This window comes from Pseudomonas sp. Irchel s3h14 (genome assembly GCF_900187425.1).
GTDB lineage: Bacteria > Pseudomonadota > Gammaproteobacteria > Pseudomonadales > Pseudomonadaceae > Aquipseudomonas.
Window position 1 is genome coordinate 162,862 of record NZ_FYDJ01000004.1, and the last position, 20,941, is coordinate 183,802.

Consider the following 20,941-nt stretch of genomic DNA (forward strand, 5'->3'; position numbering starts at 1 on the left):
ACATCATGGCCAGCGCAATCATCACTTCTGCCAAACACGGCGCCTACCTGGCTATCGCTCTTTACGTGGCCATGGTGCTGGTTGTCAGCCTCTCGCCTCAATCGCAACAGACCCTCGATGCGCCGATTCAAGTCGCTTATCCCGGCATCCAGTTTGAACACCGTTCGCAAACCGCGATGGTCGATCAGGCTGAACTCGCAGGAGTCGCCGGGGAATGAAAGGGCACAGACTTTGGGTCATCGCCTTCCTGGCGTTCATGACCAATGGATCTTCCTTGCTGGGTATCGGACAGGGCTCGGCGGGGTCGGTGGCACGGACTATCGAAGCGAATCACAACCTGGCTCGCAACATTGAAACCGCGAAGGCCCTGGGGCTGTTGGCCGGCAATCCGCCAATCGAACGCCAGGACGATTTCTTCGGGCCGTTCCACGTGGATTGCTCGGTGTTGCAGATGTGTGAAGTGTTCGCCTGAGTCGCCTAGACGCGCCCCCTGTAGCAGCTGGCGAAGCCTGCGTTCGGCTGCGAAGCAGTCGTAAATCCTGTATGTCAGATCTACCTGGAAGACCGCATGTTCTGGTTTCACGACTGCTGCGCAGCCGAACGCAGGCTTCGCCAGCTGCTACAGGGATCGGCGCGGCTACTTGCCCATCACGCCAGTAAATAGTTCCGACTCCAGAAACCGCTGCAACCAAGCCTGCAAACGGTGATAGGGCGTCTGCCCGAACCACTCGCGATCCACATGGGCGAACTGCCGCACGAACGGCATCAGCGCCACATCCGCAAGGCTCGGATGCTCGGCCAGCAAGTAGTCGCGTCCCTCCAGCAACTCATCGAGCCTGCGCAAAAACACCTCGCCCTCGGCGCGATAAAACGTTATCGGCTGCTCGGGATATCGTTCGGCGTACTTGTAGCGATTCAAGTGCACCTTGAACACCTGATCGTTTTCTTCGATCAGGTCGGCGATGAGTTGCTGCCCGACAGGGTCATCCTTGAGCAACCAATCCTGCGGATCGTTCTGCGCCAGGGCCCAGTGCATGATCGCCAGGCTTTCCTCAATCACCTGACCGTCGACGCTCAGCACTGGCACCGTGCCTTTACTCGACAGCGCCAGCATTTCGGCAGGTTTGGCCTTCAGGCTGACCTCGACAATGTTCACCGCCACGCCGGAGTAGCGCAGGGCCATGCGCGCCCGCATCGCGTAGGGGCAGCGGCGGAAGGAATACAGCGTATTCATTTCACCTCCAGCGTACTCAGGCCGTTGCCCTGACGGCGGACCTGAATCTGCACCGGAATCCGTTCATGCATTTCCTGCACGTGTGAAATCACCGCGACTTTTCGTCCCTGCGCTTGCAAGCCGTCGAGAGCATCCATGGCCAGTTGCAGGGATTCCGGATCAAGGCTACCGAAGCCTTCATCGATGAACAGCGATTCGATTTTCAGCGTGCTCGATGCCATGGACGCCAAACCGAGCGCCAGAGCCAGCGACACCAGGAACGTCTCGCCGCCGGACAACGAATGCACCGAACGCAGTTCATCGCCCATTTCGGTGTCCATCACCAACAAACCGAGCATGCTGCCGCCACGTTTGAGGCGATAGCGCCGCACCAGTTGGCGCAACTGAACGTTGGCGTGATGCACAAGCAGGTCGAGGTTGTAAGCCTGGGCGATCTTGCGGAAGGTGTCGCCCGTGGCCGAACCGATCAGCGCATTTAAACGTGCCCAGCGCTGGTATTCGGTGTAGGCGTCGGCAATCTGCTGCGCAAGGGCCTGATTGGCGTTTTGCCGGCGCTGATCCTCAGCCTGTTCGGCGCGCAGTTCAGCGCAACGGTGTTCGCTGGCGGTGAACAGGTTTTGCAGCTCGGCAAGCGCTGTCGCCAGTTGTTCGGCGTCGAGATTACCGTTGTGCTGTGCCTGGTGATTGAGCAGACGCTGATCGCGTTCCTGCAACAGAACCTTGGTCTGTTCGATGGCTTTTTCGCTTTGCTGCAATTGCTGACGCAGTTCGCTGACCTGCTGGTCGTCGACACTCAGCAGATCCTCCAGACCACCATCATCCAGTTCCGGATGCAATGCGCGCCAGTCGGCAATCTTGCTGCTCAGCTCGCGATCTTCGGTTTCCAGTGCCTGCGAACGTTCCTGCTGGGCCTTGAGTTCGGCGCCCAGTTGCACCAGCCGCGTACGCACGGTTTGCAGTTCCTGATTGGCCGTCGCTTCAGCATTGCGCGCCTGTTCGACGGCTTGATCCAGTTGCTGCTGCCACTGCTCGGCGCTGCTGTGTTCGCCGAGCAATTGCGTGAGTTTTTGCTGGCAGTCCTGTTGCTGGTCGGCGAGGGTGGCGAACTGTTTTTGGGCCGTTTCCAATTGCTGGAGGCGAGTGAGTTGGCGGTCCTGTTCTTTCTCCAGCGTCTGCTGCCGTTGTTGCTGTTCGCCGAGTTCATCGCGTTGCTGATCGAGTTGTTCCAGACGCTGGGCGATCTGCCGGTCCAGTTGCATGAAGGTCGCAGCCGGTTCGTTGCGCAAGGCTTGCAGCGTATCGGCCGGGAGCAGGGTGCTGAACGCTGTCAACTCTTCATCCAGACGCTGGCGATCACTGCTCAACTCACGTTGCTGGTTGGCCAGGTGCTGGGCAGCTTGCTGGCTCGCCGTTTCAGCGCTACGCAGTTGCTGTTGAAGGCGCGCGGCGTCCTGTTGCAGGGTGAGCAGGGCGGTTTGCCGTTGTTCGTCCTGAGTGATGCTTTGGTTCAGCTGGTTGTTTTGCTGCACCAGCCAGGCATCGCGTTTAGCCGCATCCTGCGTCAACAGCTGCGCAGATAACGGATGTGCTTCAAGGCTCGGTGCCAGGCTCTGCTGCTGGGTCGCGAGGTGTTCTTGCTGTTGCAGCAACTCCTTTTGCTGCGCAATCACGCCGCCCACTTCAGCGCGCAGTTCAGTGAGCTTTTCTTTCAACAGGTCGACGGCTTTCTGGGCGTTGGCCTGTTCGCTTTCATCATGCCGGCCAAGGCTCTGCAGCAGGGCTTCGGGCTGATGATAGGGATGGTCGGGGCTGCCACAGACCGGGCACGGCTGATCGTCCTGCAACTGCTCGCGCAGTTCTTCGACGCTGGCGCTGCGGGCCAGACGCTGGCGTTCCAGCAGTTCGCGGGTGACGGTCAGGGTCTGTTCGGCAACGACCAATTCGTTCTTGGCTTTCACGCCGTCCTGGGTCAGACGTTCTCGTTCTTGCTGAGCGCTCAGCTGGCGCTGCTGGAGTTCGGACGCGCGCTTGTCCAGTTCCTGCTGACTGGCCCACAGGCGCGTCAGTTCTTCAAAGGCCCGCTGCTGTTTGCGGTTGTCTTGCAACAGACTGCCGAGAATCCGGATCTGCTCGGCCACCGCTTCCGGTTCGGCGCCGGCCTCCTTGTACAGCACTTCAAGGCTCTGGCGCTGAGTGGACAGGTCCTCGGCAGCGCGAGCGGCGCTCTGTTCCAGGGCGGCCAGTTCGGCCTGGCCCTTGTTCAGGCGATTGCCGATCAGCATCAGCTGTTGCAGGCGATCACGGTAGGCGTTCCAGGCATCGCTCAACGGCGCCAGTGGGGTGCTTTGCTCAAGCTCCCCAGCAATCCGCTGCAAACGTTCGGCGACCTGTTTCTGTTGGTCGAGCAAACCTTGGATCGTGTTTTGGCCCTGAGTGCAGGCCAGTTCCGCCTGCTGCTTGAGGTCGGCACTGAGGCTTGCATCCTTGACCAGACGGGCGAGGGTGCTTTGCGCTTCGAAGGCCTGACGCAGCAGTGGAGCGCATGAGGTGTGTTGGCTTTGGGCCTCGACCAGCGCGGTCTGTGCAGCACTCAGGCTGTGTTCGAGTTGCGCCTGGCGCTCATTCAGTTCGGTTTGCTGTCGGGTGTGCTGCTGAATCTGCGCGGCCAGCGGTGTGAGCTGGGCAGTGAGTTCTGTTTTGCGGGCGAACTGGTGCCGTTGCGGGGCCAGTTGCTCCAGGCGAGTCAGCTTCAAACGTTCGCCGGCCAGACCTTCCCAGTGCTGCCGGGCCGATTGCAGCTGTTCGGTGGCGCTCTGCTGCTCGTCCTGCAACTGGCGCAAATCCTTGAGCCAGGTGTGTTGCAGTTCCAATTGCTTGAGTTGCGCTTGCTGGGTCTTGAGTTGTTGCTGAGCCTCGTTGAAGCGTTCATCGAGTTCCGCCCGGGCTTCTGGTGACAATGGCGTCACGCCAGTGGCCTGGTCCTGCAGCAGCTTGTGGGCTTCGCGAGCCTCTTTGGTTTTGTCGAACGCCCGGCGACCGAGGCGCGTATAGAGCGCGGTGTCGGTGAGTTTTTCCAGCAGTTCGCTACGTTCGTTGTCGTTAGCCTTGAGAAAAGCACTGAATTCGCTCTGGGCCAGCAGCACCGCGCGAGTGAATTGCTCAAAGTTCAAGCCCAGTACGGACTCGAGCTGAGTTTTGAATTCAACTTTCTGACTGGCCAGCAGTTGATCCAGATCGATGTCGCGCAAACTCTGACGGCTGGCTTGCAGCTTGCCGCCGGCCTTCTCGCGGGCGCGATTAGCCTCCCAGCGAGCGCGGTAGCGACGGCCATCGATGCCAACGAAATCTACTTCGGCATAACCTTCACCCGTGCCGCGACGCAGCAGTGTGCGAGGGTCGCCAGTGCTGATCTCGCCGTCGGCGTCTGGCGCTTTGGCAGACACCTGAGCATTGCTCAGCCGAGGCACAGCACCGAACAGCGCCAGGCACAAGGCGTCGAGCAAAGTGCTTTTGCCGGCGCCGGTCGGCCCGGTGATCGCGAACAGACCGGCGCTGGCCAACGGCTCAGCGGTAAAGTCGATTTCAAAAGGCCCGGCCAGTGAGGCGAGGTTTTTCAGGCGGATCGCGAGGATCTTCATGCTTGTTCGCTCTCCATCTGCACGTCTTGCAACAGCTCGGCGAAGTCCTTGAGGGTTTGCTCATCGACCTCGCTGCCGTAGTTGTCCTGCCAGGCGCGGCTGAACAGTTCCTGAGGCGTGAGCTGGTCGAGTTCGATCAAGGTCGTGCCGTCATCGACGCCATCGCGGCTGCCACTGCCGGCATATTCAGCGGCGATCCGCACCAGACGCACGGCTTTGCCTTGCAGGGCGGTTTCCACTTGATAACGCAAGTCGGGTTGCGGCTCATCGAGACGGACTCGAACTTCCAGCCACGGCTGGCGCTGGATATCGGCCAGCAGGTCAATGTTCGGCAAGTCGGCCAGTTGCAGCAGGATTTCCGCCAATGGCGCCGGACCGATGCGTTGCAGATTCACCGCCCTGGGGATCAGTTTGGGTTCGACGCTGACCAGGGTCTCGCCCTTGAGTGTGATGTCGAGAATCTGGTGCTGATAGCCAATCTCGGAGAACGACAACGGAATCGGCGAGCCGCTGTAGCGGATGCGCTCTTCACCATTGACCTTCTGCGGCTTGTGCAAGTGGCCGAGGGCGACGTAACTGATGCTCGGCCCGAACAGGCTGGCGGGCAGCGCTTCGGCGTTGCCGATGATCAGGCTGCGCTCGGAGTCTTCCGAGACCGAACCGCCGGCCATGTGCGCGTGGCTGATAGCGATCAGCGCCTGACCTGGTTTGCGCTTGGTATTGGCCGCTTCGATCAGCCATTCGTGAACCTGACCGATACCGCGCAGGTAGTTGTCACCCAAATGCGCACCGGTCACTTCGGCGGGTCGCAGGAACGGCAGCGCCAGGCACCAGGCGACGGTTTTGCCCTTGGCATCCGGTAATGGCAGCAACAGGCGTTCGGCGTCGAGTTGACCGTCATCCAGCCACAGCACACGGCCCAGCGCATGCGTGCGCAAACGCCGCATCAACGGCGCGGGCAGTTCAATGCGCGAGCCGGAATCGTGGTTGCCGGCGATCATCACGATGGTCAGCTTCGGTTGTTGTTCATGGGCGCTGACGATGAAATCGTAGAGACGCTCCTGGGCTTTGACTGGTGGGTTGACCGTGTCGAAGATATCGCCGGCGATCAGCAGCACGTCTGGCTGGTCCAGCTTCAGCTGGCGCAGCAGCCATTCGAGAAAGCAGGCGTGTTCGAAATCGCGTTCCTGGCCGTGCAGGTTCTGCCCGAGGTGCCAGTCGGAGGTGTGAAACAGACGCAAGGTGAACTCCGTAGGAAATAAGGTGATGGCCGCGAGGAAAATGATGGCGGCTAAAGGAGGGAGAGTTTACTGGCAAACACGCTAGATGTGGCCAACGCCACAACCTGTAGCAGCTGGCGAAGCCTGCGTCCGGCTGCGCAGCAGTCGTGAATTCTGCTGCACGGTCTTCCTGACACACCGCATATGCCGATTTTACGACTGCTGCGCAGCCGGACGCAGGCTTCGCCAGCTGCTACAGGGAATGCGGTGGCAGGGGTTATTTGGGGTAAAGCGGCGGCAGGCCACTGTCGCCCACTGGATCCTGAACCCGCTCGGCAATCGGAATCGCCTTGATCGCCCGCCACAGATCGTCACCTTGCCAATGCTGGCCGGTTTCGCTGTAGAGCGCGCCGTTCAAGCCATCGAGGGCGTCGGACAACGGCACAAACCGCGCCGCCATGTCGGCCAGGGTTTCCGGTTGTTGCCGGGCCCAGGCGTCGAGGGCCTGGCGGGTGGCGTGGGAGTCGTTGGCCTGACAGGCGCGCTTGAGATCGTCGAGCACGGTGCGCGGGCTCGGGCCGGTCTGCGCCGCGCGCAGGATCGCCGGTTGCCAGCGGGCGCGCCACCAGAGACCGAAGCCCAGCAGGGTGGTGCAGGCCAGGATCAGGCTGCTGAGTTTCCACCACCAGAGGGCTTCGTTGTCGGCCGCGGAAAAGACTTGAGGCAGGCCGGCCGGGGTGTCGACCATCAGGCTCGGATTATTCACCACTGGCAGGGTTCGGGCCGGCAGGCTGCTGTGGTCGAGGTGGTCCTCGAAGGTGTTCCACCAGATCACTTCGACCGCTGGCAACTCGATTGCGCCGCTACGCGTGGGTACCAGCGCTTCACGGTCTTCGCGACTGCCGATCAGCCCGCGCTCGCTGTTCTGGTTGCCCAGCACCGGTTGATCCGGGTAGCGCCGCAAACCGTTGACGTCGGTGGCGGGCAGCGGCGGCAATTGCGAACTGTCCAGGCCTTCAGCCTTTACCGTCAGGCTGCGGGTCAACGAATCACCCACCTGCGCATGATCCGGTTCCGGGTTCCAGCTTTCGCTCAGGCTGAGGCTACGGGCCGGCAGCCATGGCACGTCGGCCGGGTAGGTGATGGGTTTGGCCTTGACCGTCAGCAGAATCTCGGCGGAGCTGACCCGCATCAATTTGCCGGATTTCGGTGCCTGGGCGGCGGAGTCCTTGGCGGGCTGTGCGTCCACGAGTGCGGCATTGAATATCTGCGGCGGAATGATCAACTCACCGCTGTGTTGCGGGTAGATTGCGTAGCGCATCTCGATCACGCCGTGGCGCAGGCCATTGATGTCTTTCTCGTAGGTGCGCGCCTCGCCCAGTTGCTCGATGCGCACATCGGGGATTTGCAAAGGGGGCAGGCTGCTGTCGTCGTACAGCGACACCGAATGGTAGATGCGCAAGGTCAGGATCGCCTGGGCTTGTACGTACACGCTGTTTTGATCGAGGCTGGCGTCGATGAACACCGGGTCCCGTTGGGTCGGGCTGTCTTGGGTTTCGGTCTCGACCACTTGCACGGTGATCGGCTGGCTCTGCACGTCACCCAGTTGCAGCGACGGAATCACCACGCTGCCGTTCTGCCGAGGCAGCAGGGTGATGATCCAGCGGGTGGTCGCGCGGTTGTCGCCATTCAGGGTGGTCAACTGGTTGACCTGACGGCTGCCACGCACGTCGAACAGCGGCTCCAGCGGTGTCAGATCAGGCTTGCCGAACTGCGTCACGTCGTTGGTTTCCAGGGTCAGTTCAATCGTTTCGCCGCTGTTCAGGCGACTGCGATCCACACTGGCGACCAGCCCCGCAGCCTGAGCCTGAACAGTGCAAAGCAGCAATGCGAGCAAGAAAGTGGTGAAGCGGGTCATCGAGTTTTTTCCTGATCCTGATGTTGTTGCTGTTCGTACCAGAATTTGCGTCTGAGCAATTCACCCGGGTCATCCGGGATCTTGCGCAGCCATTGCTCCAGCGCCTGGCGCTGTTCACCGTCGATGCTGTCGCTGGCCGGGCGCATCGGTGGTCGGGTGCTGTCTTCATTCCCCAGCTCGCTGCCCGGGACTTCATTGGTGCCGGTTTTCGGCGGCGTTGTGCGCGGTTGCTCGGAGTCCTTTGTGCCTTGTTCGCCGTCGGTTTTCGGTTCGCCCTTATCCGACGGTTGCGTGGCCGCGCCCGGCGGCGGTTCTTGCGTGGGGGGCTCAGTCTCGTTACCAGCGTTTTTGTCCGGCGCAACGGGCGGCGGAGTGTTTTTCTGCTTGAGCAGACTTTCCACCAGCGCCTTGTTGGTCAGGGCCGGGCGCAAATCCGGTTGACGCTCCAGCGCCTGTTCGTAGGCATCCAGCGCGGCTTCCAGCTCACCGCTTTTGGCCAGGGCGTTGCCACGATTGTAGTGGGCGTGGGCGTCGCTGCTTTCGGCGAACCGCTGGGCGGCGCCGCTGTAGTCGCCTGCCTCGTAGAGCGCCACACCTTGCCATTGTCGATCTTCGAAATGCTGCGCAGCCTCGGCCGGGCGTTTCTGCTTGAGCAAGTGCAAACCCTGTTGGTCGGGGCGCAGCCACAAATCGTTGAAGTCGAAGGCATAACTCGGTTGTGGCAGCAAAAACAGCAGTGGCAAGCAGAACAACCAACCGCGACGACCGGCGCACGCCGCCAGCAGCAGCAACGGCAACAACAGCCAGTAACCCTGATCGGCCCACGTATCGAGGCGTAGGGTCTGGCCGTCGTTGCGCAGCGCGCGTGGTCCCTCGAGCAAGCCGAGTGCGCGCAAGTCGGCATCGTCCAGGCGCGCGTGGCGATAAAGTCCGTCCAGATCGCTGGCAAAGGCTTTCAGGCTTGGTTCGTCCAGATGTGGCACCAGAATCGCGCCCTGGTCGTCCTTCAGAAAGCTGCCGTCCTCCTGGGTGATCGGCGCCCCTTCGGCAGTGCCGATACCGAGCATCAGAAATTGTGTCGACTTGCCGTCCAGCGCCTGCTGAATCCCTTGGCGTTCCTGTTCGGTCAAGGTTGAACCGATCAGCAGGATCCGCCCGTCACCGAGGGCGCCCTGTTCCAGCAAGGCAAGGGCCTTGGTCACCGCCAGATCGGCGCGATGTCCTGCCTGGGGCATCAGCGAAGGCTTGAGGGCATCCAATAGATTGCGGCTGGTCGACAGGTCATCCGACAGCGGCACCAGCGTGTGAGCGCTGCCGGCGTAGACAACGATCGCGGTCTGGGCATCACTGCGGTTCTCCAGCAGGTCGAACAGTTTGCGCCGGGCCTGTTCCAGCCGGTTGGGTGGTACGTCGGTGGCGAGCATTTCCGGGGTCAGCTCAAGGACCACGACCAGCGGGTCGGCGGGTTTCTGACTGGCTTGCTCGACACGTTCCCAGCTCGGGCCGAGCAGCGCCAGAACGGTCAGCCCCCAGGCACATCCAAGGATGACCCACGGCAATTTGCTGTCGCGACCGTTGCCACCACTGAGCAATGCCGCATGGAAGGCCGGTGGCAGAATCATCTGCCAGCGCCCGGCGCGTTTCTGCCGATGCCAGAGTTGCCAGAGCAACCAGCCGAGCAATGGCAACAACAGCAACCACCAGGGGCGGAACAAGTACGGCCAGAGTGCACTCATCGGCGCCTCCGCAGACGCAGGCGTTTAAGCCGCTGGCGCCAGTCGGGCAGTTGATTTTGCAGAAGATCCTTGGTGAACAGTCGCCGCAACGGGTTGTCCGGCCAGCGCTCGCGAACCACCAGCAGCATGCTCAACAGCAACGCTATCGCCAAAGGCCAGTGGTACAACGCCTGCGCCGGGCGGGCCTGAGTCGGTTGCTGGGTCACCGGTTCCAGCTTATCGAGGGTGTCCTTGATCGCTTGCAGCTCCTTGTCATCATGGGCGCGGAAATACTGGCCGCCGGTGGCTTCGGCGATCGCCATCAAGGAGGGTTCATCGAGGTCGAGACTCGGGTTGACCCCAAGGAAACCCAAAGTGCCGCTTTGCTCCGGATCGGCGCCGATACCGATCGGGTAGATTTTGACGCCTTCGCTGGCTGCCAGCCGCGCAGCCGTGAGCGGATCGATTTGGCCACCGTTGTTGGCGCCGTCAGTGACCAGAATCAGTACGCGACTTTGTGCCGGGCGTTGGCGCAGGCGTTTGAGGGCCAGGCCGATGGCATCGCCAATGGCGGTGTTCTTGCCGGCGATGCCGATCCGCGCTTCGTCAAGCCACACGCGCACCGTGTGCCGGTCGAACGTCAGCGGTGCTTGCAGATACGCCTGGCTGCCGAACAGGATCAGGCCGACGCGATCGCCATCGCGACTTTCAAGGAAGTCACCGAGCAAGTGCTGAACCAATGTGAGTCGACTGACTTCTTCGTCCTGCCACTGCATGTCGGGGTAATCCATCGAGCCGGACACGTCGACCGCGACCAGCAGATCACGACCGCTGGCGGCGATGGGCAGCGGTTCGCCAAGCCATTGCGGGCGCGCCGCGGCGATCAGTAACAACAGCCACAGCAGAATGAACGGTGCCTGTTGGCGCCAGGCCGGCAGGTTGGCCCGGGCGCGGCGACGGACCAGACCTTCGAGGTCACCGAGGAAGCTGACTTTGAGCGCCGGCTCGCCACTGTCGGCGACAGGCAGCACGATGCGCATCAGCCAGGGTAGCGGCAACAGGGCAAAGATCCACGGCCAGGCGAACTCAAACATGTTTACGAATCCAGGTGTCGACCGCTTGAGTCAGGCCGGCGATGGCCTTGTCGTCGAGTTTGCATTCGGGTTTGTAGGCGCCTTCGACCAGCACCATCCAGCGGGTCAGGCCGGCGGCCGGGCAGCGATTGTCGAGGAATGCCAGCCATTTGCGCCCATTGAGGGTATGGCTCTGGCTGTAGGGGTAGTGGTTGCGGCACAGGCGTTTGAGCAAACCGTTGAGTTGCTGCAACCAGGCGCCGGCCGGCGCGCCGTCGTAGGGTTTGGGCATCCGCGCCAGTTCGGCCAGCGCGGCGAGGCGCACCGGGTCCAGCGGTTGTTCGGCGCGCACGATCGGACGCTTGCTCGGAAGGAAGCGCCTTGCCTTCCACAGACCGAAACCGATGAGCGGCAGTAACACCAGCAACAGCCACCAGCCCGGTGCCGGTGGCCAGAATTCAATCGGTGGCGGGGAGATCAGAGGTTGCAGTTGATCGAGGCTGCTCATCGGCCTTTCCCCGGTTTCTGCGGGTTCAGGTACTCGCGCAATTGTTCAACCATCTCGCTCTGGGTGCTCAGGGGCATTAGCAATACCCGCAGCTTCTGCGCCAGCAATTCCCAGCGAGCGATGCGTGCTTCGGCCTGGGCGCGATAGGTCTGGCGCAGCTCGAAATTCAGGGTGTCGAGTTCCAGTTGCGCACCGCGTTCGGCGAAGCGTAAAAGCCCGGCGGCGGGCAGGGCGTGATCGAGAGGGTCAGATACCGGCAGCAGCAATAGATCGCAATGCCGCGACAACAGGCTCAGCTGTTGTTCGGCGCCCTCGGTCAGGGTGCGTTCGTCGCAGATTATGATCACCAGGCTGCCGGGGCGCAGGACTTCCCGGGCACGACGCAGGGCAATGTTGAAGGCGTCCCGGTCCGGCTCGTTTTCTGTGTGCAGCGACTGATTGACCCGCACCAGACGGTTGAGCAACTGCAGCAGGCTCTGTTTGCTGCGTCGTGGCTTGATTTCATAGTGTTCATTGTTGCCGAACACCAGTCCGCCGACCCGATCGTTATGACCCAGTGCGGCCCAGCCGATCAGGCTCGCGGCCTGGGCGGCGAGCACCGATTTGAACATCAGCCCCGAGCCGAAAAACAGCCGGCGACTTTGCTCGACCATGATGAAAATCGGCCGCTCGCGCTCTTCATGGAACAGCTTGGTGTGGGGTTCCTGGGTGCGGGCGGTGACGCGCCAGTCGATGCTTCGCACGTCATCGCCGGCCTGATAGACCCGCACCTGATCGAAGTCCACCCCGCGCCCGCGCAGTTTGGAGTGGTGCAGGCCGATCAGCGGGCTGCGCTGGCTCGGTGTGGAAAACAGTTGCACTTCACGCACACGATGGCGCATCTCGATCAGCTCGGCGAGGCTGACACGGATGCCCGGCTCGGGCGGCAGGATGACGTTCATCGGGGTCAAGCGACGGCTACGACGTCGAGAATCCGCTGGACCACCCGGTCCTGGTCGATGCCCGCGGCTTCGGCTTCAAAGGAAAGAATGATGCGATGACGCAGCACATCGAACAGCACGGCTTGAATGTCTTCCGGGCTGACGAAGTCGCGACCGGCCAGCCAGGCGTGGGCCCGGGCGCAACGGTCGAGGGCGATCGAGCCGCGCGGGCTGGCGCCATAAGCGATCCACTCGGCCATCTCCGGGTCGAACTTGGCCGGGGTGCGCGTGGCCATGACCAGTTGCACCAGGTATTCCTCCACGGCGTCGGCCATGTACAAGCCGAGGATTTCCTTGCGCGCGGCAAAAATCGCCTGCTGGCTGACCCGGCGCTCGGGCTTGGTTTCGCCGTTCAGCGCTTCGCCGCGGGCCTGCTGCAGGATCCGACGTTCGACGGCGGCGTCCGGGAAGCCGATTTTCACGTGCATCAGGAACCGGTCGAGCTGCGCTTCGGGCAGTGGATAGGTGCCTTCCTGCTCGATCGGGTTTTGCGTGGCCATCACCAAAAACAGCGGTGACAGCTCGTATGTGCTGCGCCCGACGCTGACCTGGCGCTCGCCCATGGCTTCGAGCAGGGCGGACTGAACCTTGGCCGGGGCGCGGTTGATTTCGTCCGCCAGCACCAGGTTGTGGAAGATCGGGCCTTGCTGGAACACGAAACTGCCGGTTTCCGGGCGATAGATTTCCGTACCGGTGATGTCGGCGGGCAACAGGTCGGGGGTGAACTGGATGCGATGGAACTGTGCTTCGATGCCTTCGGCGAGTTCTTTGATGGCCTTGGTCTTGGCCAGGCCCGGAGCGCCCTCGACCAGCATGTGGCCGTCGGCAAGCAAGGCGATGAGCAAGCGCTCGATGAGTTTTTCCTGGCCGAGAATCTGCGTTGAAAGAAAGGTTCGCAGCGCTAGCAGCGCTTCACGATGTTCCATCGATGACTGTTCCTGGAAAGGGTGACCGAAGACGTTCGAATAACGCCAGGGCTGGGGGCGTTACTTTAATCTATCGCGGGGGGCGGCGACTAACGGCATTTTGTGCAAAGTGCGGATTAACGTTTGTTTCCACGCCTTACGACAGATCGTTCCCACGCTCCGCGTGGGAATGCAGCCTGTGACGCTCTGCGTCACGACTTTAAAGCGGGACGCAGAGCGTCCAGTGATGCATTCCCACGCGGAGCGTGGGAACGATCAGTGTCCGGAAGGGAGGAGTCAGTTCAGTTGGCTTATGTAGGTGCCAGTGCCCTTGAGGATGTTTTGCAGTGTTTCTTCCACTTCGGCCAAATCCGCCGCATCAGTGCTGTGAATGATTTCCAGCGAATCATCGCCATTCAGCGCATCGGCGTCAGCGGCGGCGATTTCGATCAACAGGCGGGTAGGGCTGAGAGTGACTTTTACGCCGTCCAGGGTCGAAGGCTCGTCGCCGAGGCTGATGTCCAGCGCGTCCTCGTCCGGGTAGCGGGTCATCAGGAACATATCGCCCTGATCGCTGTGGCAGCAGAGCATGGCCATGTTGTCTTCTTCGTCATCGCACGGGTTGACGATCAAGAGGGCGGTGGTCATTTGCATGGGGAATTCCTGGCTCGACGAGCATTGTGAAGACGAACAAAGGGCGATTCTGCCAGCAGACGGGAATTTCTGCTCGCTTGGTTGTCAGAGGATGTGTCGTGAGCATCTGGGGTGTTGCTGGTCATTTCTGGTACGGATGTGCCGCAAAACCGGGCTTAAACCCCCCGTTTTGCCGTGCGGCTGCTAGTGTTGTTCGATGCACGAGGCGCAAGCTGCGTACCGATGACCGAATATGTCGCAGCGCTGCAAGCACGGGCCTTGCCGCACTGGTTAAGCTGCGCAACGGATGAGCACCTGTAAAGGCATTGCGCTGCACCTTGCCCAGTCGTTTTTGCAGATGCCCATTCATGGAAGGTGAATGTGACCTGAGTGTCTCGTCCAGCTTCACCCACCTGTCATCCTGTTTCCTCTGCCCGAGAATCAGGAACAGGGTGACGGATTGCCCCGAAAGGGGTTTGCACGCGACGCTTCCATCAATAACAAGCCCAAGCGGAGTACCACAGATGGCGTTCTTCACCGCAGCCAGCAAAGCCGACTTCCAGCACCAACTGCAAGCGGCACTGGCCCAGCACATCAGTGAACAGGCACTGCCACAAGTGGCGCTGTTCGCGGAACAATTTTTCGGCATCATTTCCCTGGACGAGCTGACCCAGCGTCGGTTGTCCGACCTCGCCGGCTGCACCCTTTCTGCGTGGCGCCTGCTTGAGCGCTTCGATCACGCGCAACCGCAAGTGCGCGTCTACAACCCCGATTACGAACGCCACGGCTGGCAGTCGACCCACACTGCGGTCGAAGTGCTGCACCACGACCTGCCATTTCTGGTGGACTCGGTACGCACCGAGCTGAACCGTCGCGGCTACAGCATCCACACCCTGCAAACCACTGTGCTGAGCGTGCGTCGCGGCAGCAAGGGCGAGCTGCTGGAAATCCTGCCGAAAGGCACCCAGGGCGACGACGTGCTGCAAGAGTCGTTGATGTACCTGGAAATCGACCGTTGCGCCAACTCGGCCGAACTGAATGTCCTGAGCAAGGAACTGGAACAGGTTCTCGGTGAAGTCCGCGTCGCGGTCGCCGATTTCGAACCGATGAAAACCAAGGTCCAGGAAATTCTCACCGGCCTGGACAACAGCCAGTTCGCTGTCGATCCTGAAGAAAAAGCCGAAATCAAAAGCTTCCTGGAATGGCTGGTGGGCAACCACTTCACCTTCCTCGGCTATGAAGAGTTCGTGGTTCGCGATGAAGCCGATGGCGGCCACATCGTCTACGACCAGGATTCCTTCCTCGGCCTGACCAAGCTGCTGCGCACCGGCCTGACCTACGATGACCTGCGCATCGAAGACTACGCCGTGAACTACCTGCGCGAACCGACTCTGCTGTCGTTCGCCAAGGCTGCGCACCCAAGCCGTGTCCACCGTCCGGCTTACCCGGATTACGTGTCGATCCGTGAAATCGACGCCGAAGGCAACGTCATCAAGGAATGCCGTTTCATGGGCCTGTACACCTCCTCGGTGTATGGCGAGAGCGTGCGGGTCATCCCGTACATCCGCCGCAAGGTCGAAGAAATCGAACGCCGTTCCGGCTTCCAGGCCAAGGCTCACTTGGGCAAGGAACTGGCGCAGGTAGTTGAAGTGCTGCCGCGCGACGATCTGTTCCAGACCCCGGTGGATGAGCTGTTCAGCACCGTGATGTCGATCGTGCAGATCCAGGAACGCAACAAGATTCGCGTATTCCTGCGTAAAGACCCGTACGGCCGTTTCTGCTACTGCCTGGCCTACGTGCCGCGCGACATCTACTCCACCGAAGTGCGCCAGAAGATCCAGCAAGTGCTGATGGATCGCCTGAAAGCCTCGGACTGCGAGTTCTGGACTTTCTTCTCCGAGTCCGTGCTGGCCCGCGTGCAGCTGATTCTGCGCGTCGATCCGAAGAACCGTCTGGACATCGACCCGGTTCTGCTGGAAAAAGAAGTGGTGCAAGCCTGCCGCAGCTGGCAGGACGACTATGCGAGCCTGACGGTTGAAAGTTTCGGTGAGGCCAGCGGCACCAACGTGCTGGCCGACTTCCCGAAAGGCTTCCCGGCCGGTTACCGCGAGCGTTTCGCCGCCCACTCGGCTGTGGTCGACATGCAGCACTTGCTGAGCCTGAGCGAAAAAAATCCACTGGTGATGAGTTTCTATCAGCCACTGGGTCAGGTGTCCGGCCAGCGCGAGCTGCACTGCAAGCTGTATCACGCTGATACCCCGCTGGCGTTGTCCGACGTGTTGCCGATCCTGGAAAACCTCGGTCTGCGCGTGCTGGGTGAATTCCCGTATCGCCTGCGTCACAACAGTGGCCGCGAGTTCTGGATTCACGATTTCGCGTTCACCGCCGCTGAAGGCCTGGAACTCGACATCCAGCAACTCAACGACACCTTGCAGGACGCTTTCGTTCACATCGTGCGTGGCGATGCCGAGAACGATGCGTTCAACCGTCTGGTACTGACTGCCGGCCTGCCATGGCGCGATGTCGCGCTGCTGCGTGCCTACGCTCGTTACATGAAGCAGATTCGCCTGGGCTTCGACCTGGGTTACATCGCCAGCACCCTGAACAACCACACCGATATCGCTCGCGAGTTGACCCGGTTGTTCAAAACCCGTTTCTACCTGGCTCGCAAGCTCGGCACTGACGATCTGGAAGACAAGCAGCAACGCCTGGAACACGCGATTCTCAGCGCACTGGACGACGTCCAGGTGTTGAACGAAGACCGTATCCTGCGTCGCTACCTGGACCTGATCAAAGCCACCCTGCGGACCAACTTCTACCAGACCGACGCGCACGGTCAGAACAAGTCCTACTTCAGCTTCAAGTTCAACCCGCACCAGATTCCAGAGCTGCCGAAGCCAGTACCGAAGTTCGAAATCTTCGTGTATTCGCCTCGCGTCGAAGGCGTGCACCTGCGCTTCGGCAACGTTGCTCGCGGTGGTCTGCGCTGGTCTGATCGTGAAGAAGACTTCCGCACCGAAGTCCTGGGCCTGGTAAAAGCCCAGCAAGTGAAGAACTCGGTCATCGTGCCGGTGGGTGCCAAGGGCGGCTTCCTGCCGCGTCGCTTGCCACTGGGCGGCAGCCGTGACGAGATCGCGGCCGAGGGCATCGCCTGCTACCGCATCTTCATTTCGGGCCTGTTGGACATCACCGACAACCTGAAAGACGGCGCGCTGGTACCGCCGGCCAACGTCGTGCGTCATGACGACGATGACCCGTACCTGGTGGTCGCTGCGGACAAGGGCACTGCAACCTTCTCCGACATCGCCAACGGTATCGCTATCGACTACGGCTTCTGGCTCGGCGATGCATTCGCATCGGGCGGCTCGGCCGGTTACGACCACAAGAAAATGGGCATCACCGCGAAGGGCGCGTGGGTTGGCGTTCAACGTCACTTCCGCGAACGCGGCATCAATGTTCAGGAAGACAACATCACGGTGGTCGGCGTCGGCGACATGGCCGGTGACGTGTTCGGTAACGGCTTGTTGATGTCCGACAAGCTGCAACTGGTCGCAGCGTTCAACCACCTGCACATCTTCATCGACCCGAACCCGGAGCCGGCCAACAGCTTCGCCGAGCGTCAGCGCCTGTTCGACCTGCCGCGTTCGGCCTGGTCGGACTACGACACCAGCATCATGTCCGAAGGCGGCGGGATCTTCTCCCGTAGCGCGAAAAGCATCGCGATTTCCCCGCAGATGAAAGAGCGCTTCGACATTCAGGCTGACAAGCTGACCCCGACCGAACTGCTGAACGCCTTGCTCAAGGCACCGGTGGATCTGTTGTGGAACGGCGGTATCGGTACGTACGTCAAAGCCAGCAGCGAAAGCCACGCGGATGTCGGCGACAAGGCCAACGATGCACTGCGCGTGAACGGCAACGAACTGCGCTGCAAAGTCGTGGGCGAGGGCGGTAACCTCGGTATGACCCAGCTGGGTCGTGTCGAATTCGGCCTCAATGGCGGCGGTTCCAACACCGACTTCATCGACAACGCCGGTGGTGTGGACTGCTCCGACCACGAAGTAAACATCAAGATCCTGCTGAACGAAGTGGTTCATGCCGGTGACATGACCGACAAGCAACGTAACCAGTTGCTGGCGAGCATGACCGACGAAGTCGGAAACCTGGTGCTGGGCAACAACTACAAGCAGACTCAGGCACTGTCTCTGGCGGCACGCCGTGCCTTCGTGCGGATTGCCGAATACAAGCGCCTGATGAACGATCTGGAAGGCCGCGGCAAGCTGGATCGCGCCATCGAGTTCCTGCCGGCTGAAGAAGCGATCAACGAGCGACTCGCGGAAGGCCATGGCCTGACCCGTGCCGAGCTGTCGGTGCTGATCTCCTACAGCAAGATCGACCTCAAGGAAGCGCTGCTCAACTCCCAGGTACCGGACGACGACTACCTGACGCGCGATATGGAAACCGCTTTCCCGCCGACCCTGGTGAGCAAGTTCTCCGACGCCATGCGCCGTCACCGTCTGAAGCGTGAGATCGTCAGCACCCAGATCGCCAACGATCTGGTCAACCACATGGGCATCACCTTCGTTCAACGACTGAAAGAGTCGACCGGCATGAGCCCGGCGAATGTTGCGGGTGCGTATGTAATAGTTCGGGATATCTTCCATCTCCCGCACTGGTTCCGGCAGATAGAGGCCCTGGACTACCAGGTTTCCGCTGACGTGCAACTGGAGCTGATGGACGAGCTGATGCGTCTGGGCCGTCGCGCTACGCGCTGGTTCCTGCGCAGCCGTCGCAACGAGCAGAATGCTGCCCGTGACGTCGCGCACTTCGGTCCACATCTGGCAGCGTTGGGCCTCAAGCTCGACGAATTGCTGGAAGGCCCGACCCGCGAAGGCTGGCAGACCCGTTATCAGGCGTACGTTGCGGCTGGCGTTCCTGAGTTGCTGGCGCGCATGGTTGCAGGCACTACTCACCTGTACACCTTGCTGCCGATCATCGAAGCGGCGGACGTAACCGGTCAGAACGCAGCGGACGTGGCGAAGGCTTACTTCGCTGTGGGTAGCGCGCTGGACATCACCTGGTACCTGCAACAGATCAGCGCTCTGCCGGTTGAAAACAACTGGCAGGCCCTGGCCCGTGAAGCGTTCCGCGATGACGTCGACTGGCAACAACGTGCGATCACCATCTCCGTCCTGCAACAGGGCGACGGCACCCAGGACGTGGAAACCCGTCTGGAGCTGTGGATGGAAGAGCACGAAGGCATGATCGAACGCTGGCGCGCCATGCTGGTAGAAATCCGTGCCGCCAGCGGCACTGATTACGCCATGTATGCGGTGGCCAACCGTGAGTTGCTGGATCTGGCGTTGAGCGGTCAAGCGGTAGTGCCAGTCACTGCCACTAGCACTGCCAGCGCTGAGTTGGAACCGGCGGCCTGATCAGGCGCTGAATGAAGAAGCCCCGTCTCGAAAGAGGCGGGGCTTTTTTTTGCCTGAAGGGTTTGTACCGTCTGGTCGGGCCTCATCGCGAGCAAGCTCGGCTCCTACAGGGGAGGTGGTGGACACATAACTTGCACACGACACAAAAACCTGTGGGAGCCGAGCTTGCTCGCGATGATGCCATTCGCCTTAATACAATTTCTGACCTGTTGTGTTATCGATCATCGACACTTTATCTGTCGGCCTGGTCAATAAATTACTGAGCGACTGGTCAAACTTCTGCAAGGCCCGAACTTGCACGTTCTGTTGTTCGTTAATGTCGGCAACTATCTCTTCGCTGCGTTTATAGTCCGCCCATACCGGACTCAGTTCTTTAGCGTCATGCCCTTGTGCAGTGCCGATGTAGTTGAAGTTGGTATCGTAGAACGCTGCGCTGACATTTGCGCTGATGTCCGAACTGCGAGACGTCATCAATTGACTGCGGGTATCGACAACGGCGACCACATCCGGTTTAGCGGCCCTGAGACTTTGCATGTCCGGATACACCGTCACCGAGCCAAACTGACGTTGCAAGGACGCCTTCACCCAGTCCACGGCCAGGTCGGGTTTGGAGGTGGCGACGTAGGCGTCGTGAATCGACTGCACCAGCAGGCTCTGGCCGAAACCGGTGCCGGCGTTGGCCTGGTAATCCTGAAGGTAGGCGCGGTTGGTCTGAGTGTTGCGGCTGTAGACGATGCCCAGGGACACGTTGCTGCCATTGGTGACATGCGTGGCACTGCTGCGGCCGACCGGCTCGGTGAAGACGCCGTCGAGCGAAGAAACAGCCTTCGGTGCAGTGGGTATTGAGCAGCCCGTTAAAAGAATCGTCATCGTCATGGTGCTGACAAGTGCAAGTTTCATGGTGTTTCTCCCGTGAAACAACTTGAGTTGGAAAGTTAATAGGCCGGACACAGTCGGCGGAGATTCCAGACTAAACCTGTCGTCACTGAATGAAATGGCCAATCAGCGCACTTGTCAGGTGACTACTAGTTTTGTTTGGTTTAAAAGGCCCCGGTTAATTGCGCCGGGAAATAAACAGGCCCGAATTGTTAATTCGGGCCTGTTTATTTATGGCTGGCGCAACAGCTATCAGTTTTCCAAAGGGATCAATATTTTTTCTTCTGGCGCTAACACCATAAATACCAACAGTTTGGCGGGTTTGGTGGCGCTGGCATTTTTCGAGACCAAATGCTCCGAACCGGCCGGTTCGTACCAGTATTCACCAGCCTTGTAACTGATAGCCTTTTCGCCTTTGACCTGGGAAATGATTTCTCCCGAAATGACGTAAGCCATGGCCGTGCCCTCGTGCTTGTGGGCGATGGACGATTGGCCGGGCAGATAGTCGACCTCGATCATCAGCGCCTTTTTATTGGGCACGTTTTTCAACATCTGGTCCTGCAGCACGGTGACCTTTTCCGAAGGAGCGGCTTCATGAGCGAATGCCGCGGCGGAAAAGGTCAGGGCGAGGGCGGCGAAGGGCGCAGCACAGTAGCGGAAGGCTTTCATGGGTATCACCTGCTTGGTTAGTTGTCAGGGACCACAGTAAGTCTCGGCCAAGGCCAATCAAACAGCCAATTTTCGTGAAGGCGAGGGGACCAATCATGCGCGTTTTAAAAACAAGATCGCCGCCTCCAGCCACTCCTGCA

15 protein-coding genes are annotated in these 20,941 nt (G+C 60.6%); 3 read left to right on the forward strand and 12 right to left on the reverse strand.

The annotated features are described in order from the left end of the window. The first annotated feature begins 5 nt into the window (after positions 1-5). Positions 6-218, forward strand: coding sequence for a hypothetical protein (locus tag CKW16_RS10020; protein WP_095128266.1), 213 nt, complete (start codon positions 6-8; stop codon positions 216-218). Further along, positions 215-472, forward strand: coding sequence for a hypothetical protein (locus CKW16_RS10025; protein WP_095128267.1), 258 nt, complete (start codon positions 215-217; stop codon positions 470-472). Before CKW16_RS10020 ends, CKW16_RS10025 begins: the two co-directional genes overlap by 4 nt. A gap of 165 nt (positions 473-637) precedes the next feature. Here the strand turns inward: CKW16_RS10025 and CKW16_RS10030 are convergent, their stop codons facing one another. The 10 genes from CKW16_RS10030 to CKW16_RS10080 all read right to left on the reverse strand — a co-directional run bounded on the left by CKW16_RS10030 (position 638) and on the right by CKW16_RS10080 (position 13,845). Further along, positions 638-1,234 carry a glutathione S-transferase gene (locus tag CKW16_RS10030; RefSeq protein ID WP_095128268.1) on the reverse strand — a complete coding sequence of 199 codons (597 nt, stop codon included), beginning with the start codon at positions 1,232-1,234 and terminating at the stop codon, positions 638-640. After that, positions 1,231-4,872 carry an AAA family ATPase gene (locus tag CKW16_RS10035; protein WP_095128269.1) on the reverse strand — a complete coding sequence of 1,214 codons (3,642 nt, stop codon included), beginning with the start codon at positions 4,870-4,872 and terminating at the stop codon, positions 1,231-1,233. Before CKW16_RS10035 ends, CKW16_RS10030 begins: the two co-directional genes overlap by 4 nt. After that, positions 4,869-6,113: an exonuclease SbcCD subunit D C-terminal domain-containing protein gene (locus CKW16_RS10040; protein ID WP_095128270.1), complete on the reverse strand. Its 1,245-nt coding sequence runs from the start codon at positions 6,111-6,113 to the stop codon at positions 4,869-4,871. The genes CKW16_RS10035 and CKW16_RS10040 overlap by 4 nt, the downstream gene beginning before the upstream one ends. Positions 6,114-6,369: 256 nt before the next feature. Further along, positions 6,370-8,010, reverse strand: coding sequence for a BatD family protein (locus CKW16_RS10045; protein WP_095128271.1), 1,641 nt, complete (start codon positions 8,008-8,010; stop codon positions 6,370-6,372). Beyond that, positions 8,007-9,746 carry a tetratricopeptide repeat protein gene (locus CKW16_RS10050; protein WP_095128272.1) on the reverse strand — a complete coding sequence of 580 codons (1,740 nt, stop codon included), beginning with the start codon at positions 9,744-9,746 and terminating at the stop codon, positions 8,007-8,009. The genes CKW16_RS10045 and CKW16_RS10050 overlap by 4 nt, the downstream gene beginning before the upstream one ends. Further along, a complete protein-coding gene (locus tag CKW16_RS10055) occupies positions 9,743-10,819 on the reverse strand; it encodes a VWA domain-containing protein (RefSeq protein ID WP_095128273.1) in 1,077 nt (358 codons plus the stop codon). The genes CKW16_RS10050 and CKW16_RS10055 overlap by 4 nt, the downstream gene beginning before the upstream one ends. After that, positions 10,812-11,306, reverse strand: coding sequence for a DUF4381 domain-containing protein (locus CKW16_RS10060; RefSeq protein WP_095128274.1), 495 nt, complete (start codon positions 11,304-11,306; stop codon positions 10,812-10,814). Before CKW16_RS10060 ends, CKW16_RS10055 begins: the two co-directional genes overlap by 8 nt. Beyond that, positions 11,303-12,247, reverse strand: a complete 945-nt coding sequence (locus CKW16_RS10065; protein WP_095128275.1) for a DUF58 domain-containing protein — start codon at positions 12,245-12,247, stop codon at positions 11,303-11,305. Before CKW16_RS10065 ends, CKW16_RS10060 begins: the two co-directional genes overlap by 4 nt. A 5-nt stretch (positions 12,248-12,252) precedes the next feature. Beyond that, positions 12,253-13,212: a MoxR family ATPase gene (locus CKW16_RS10070; RefSeq protein WP_008150800.1), complete on the reverse strand. Its 960-nt coding sequence runs from the start codon at positions 13,210-13,212 to the stop codon at positions 12,253-12,255. A 276-nt stretch (positions 13,213-13,488) separates the two neighbouring features. Further along, on the reverse strand, positions 13,489-13,845 hold the full coding sequence (locus CKW16_RS10080) for a hypothetical protein (protein ID WP_095128277.1): 357 nt from the start codon (positions 13,843-13,845) through the stop codon (positions 13,489-13,491). A 503-nt stretch (positions 13,846-14,348) separates the two neighbouring features. Here CKW16_RS10080 and CKW16_RS10085 point away from each other — a divergent pair. Further along, positions 14,349-19,256 (forward strand): NAD-glutamate dehydrogenase, encoded by a 4,908-nt coding sequence (locus tag CKW16_RS10085; protein ID WP_095128278.1) that lies wholly within the window; start codon positions 14,349-14,351, stop codon positions 19,254-19,256. A 189-nt stretch (positions 19,257-19,445) separates the two neighbouring features. Here the strand turns inward: CKW16_RS10085 and CKW16_RS10090 are convergent, their stop codons facing one another. Continuing rightward, a complete protein-coding gene (locus CKW16_RS10090) occupies positions 19,446-20,156 on the reverse strand; it encodes an ATPase (protein WP_095128279.1) in 711 nt (236 codons plus the stop codon). 228 nt (positions 20,157-20,384) lie between these two features. Then, positions 20,385-20,801: a cupin domain-containing protein gene (locus CKW16_RS10095; RefSeq protein WP_095128280.1), complete on the reverse strand. Its 417-nt coding sequence runs from the start codon at positions 20,799-20,801 to the stop codon at positions 20,385-20,387. Positions 20,802-20,941 lie beyond the last annotated feature (140 nt).

Coding starts and splice junctions, on each gene's coding strand:
- CKW16_RS10020 (WP_095128266.1), top strand. CDS start 6: ATGGCCAGCGCAATCATCACTTCTGCCAAACACGGCGCCTACCTGGCT.
- CKW16_RS10025 (WP_095128267.1), top strand. CDS start 215: ATGAAAGGGCACAGACTTTGGGTCATCGCCTTCCTGGCGTTCATGACC.
- CKW16_RS10030 (WP_095128268.1), bottom strand. CDS start 1,234: ATGAATACGCTGTATTCCTTCCGCCGCTGCCCCTACGCGATGCGGGCG.
- CKW16_RS10035 (WP_095128269.1), bottom strand. CDS start 4,872: ATGAAGATCCTCGCGATCCGCCTGAAAAACCTCGCCTCACTGGCCGGG.
- CKW16_RS10045 (WP_095128271.1), bottom strand. CDS start 8,010: ATGACCCGCTTCACCACTTTCTTGCTCGCATTGCTGCTTTGCACTGTT.
- CKW16_RS10050 (WP_095128272.1), bottom strand. CDS start 9,746: ATGAGTGCACTCTGGCCGTACTTGTTCCGCCCCTGGTGGTTGCTGTTG.
- CKW16_RS10055 (WP_095128273.1), bottom strand. CDS start 10,819: ATGTTTGAGTTCGCCTGGCCGTGGATCTTTGCCCTGTTGCCGCTACCC.
- CKW16_RS10060 (WP_095128274.1), bottom strand. CDS start 11,306: ATGAGCAGCCTCGATCAACTGCAACCTCTGATCTCCCCGCCACCGATT.
- CKW16_RS10065 (WP_095128275.1), bottom strand. CDS start 12,247: ATGAACGTCATCCTGCCGCCCGAGCCGGGCATCCGTGTCAGCCTCGCC.
- CKW16_RS10070 (WP_008150800.1), bottom strand. CDS start 13,212: ATGGAACATCGTGAAGCGCTGCTAGCGCTGCGAACCTTTCTTTCAACG.
- CKW16_RS10080 (WP_095128277.1), bottom strand. CDS start 13,845: ATGCAAATGACCACCGCCCTCTTGATCGTCAACCCGTGCGATGACGAA.
- CKW16_RS10085 (WP_095128278.1), top strand. CDS start 14,349: ATGGCGTTCTTCACCGCAGCCAGCAAAGCCGACTTCCAGCACCAACTG.
- CKW16_RS10090 (WP_095128279.1), bottom strand. CDS start 20,156: ATGAAACTTGCACTTGTCAGCACCATGACGATGACGATTCTTTTAACG.
- CKW16_RS10095 (WP_095128280.1), bottom strand. CDS start 20,801: ATGAAAGCCTTCCGCTACTGTGCTGCGCCCTTCGCCGCCCTCGCCCTG.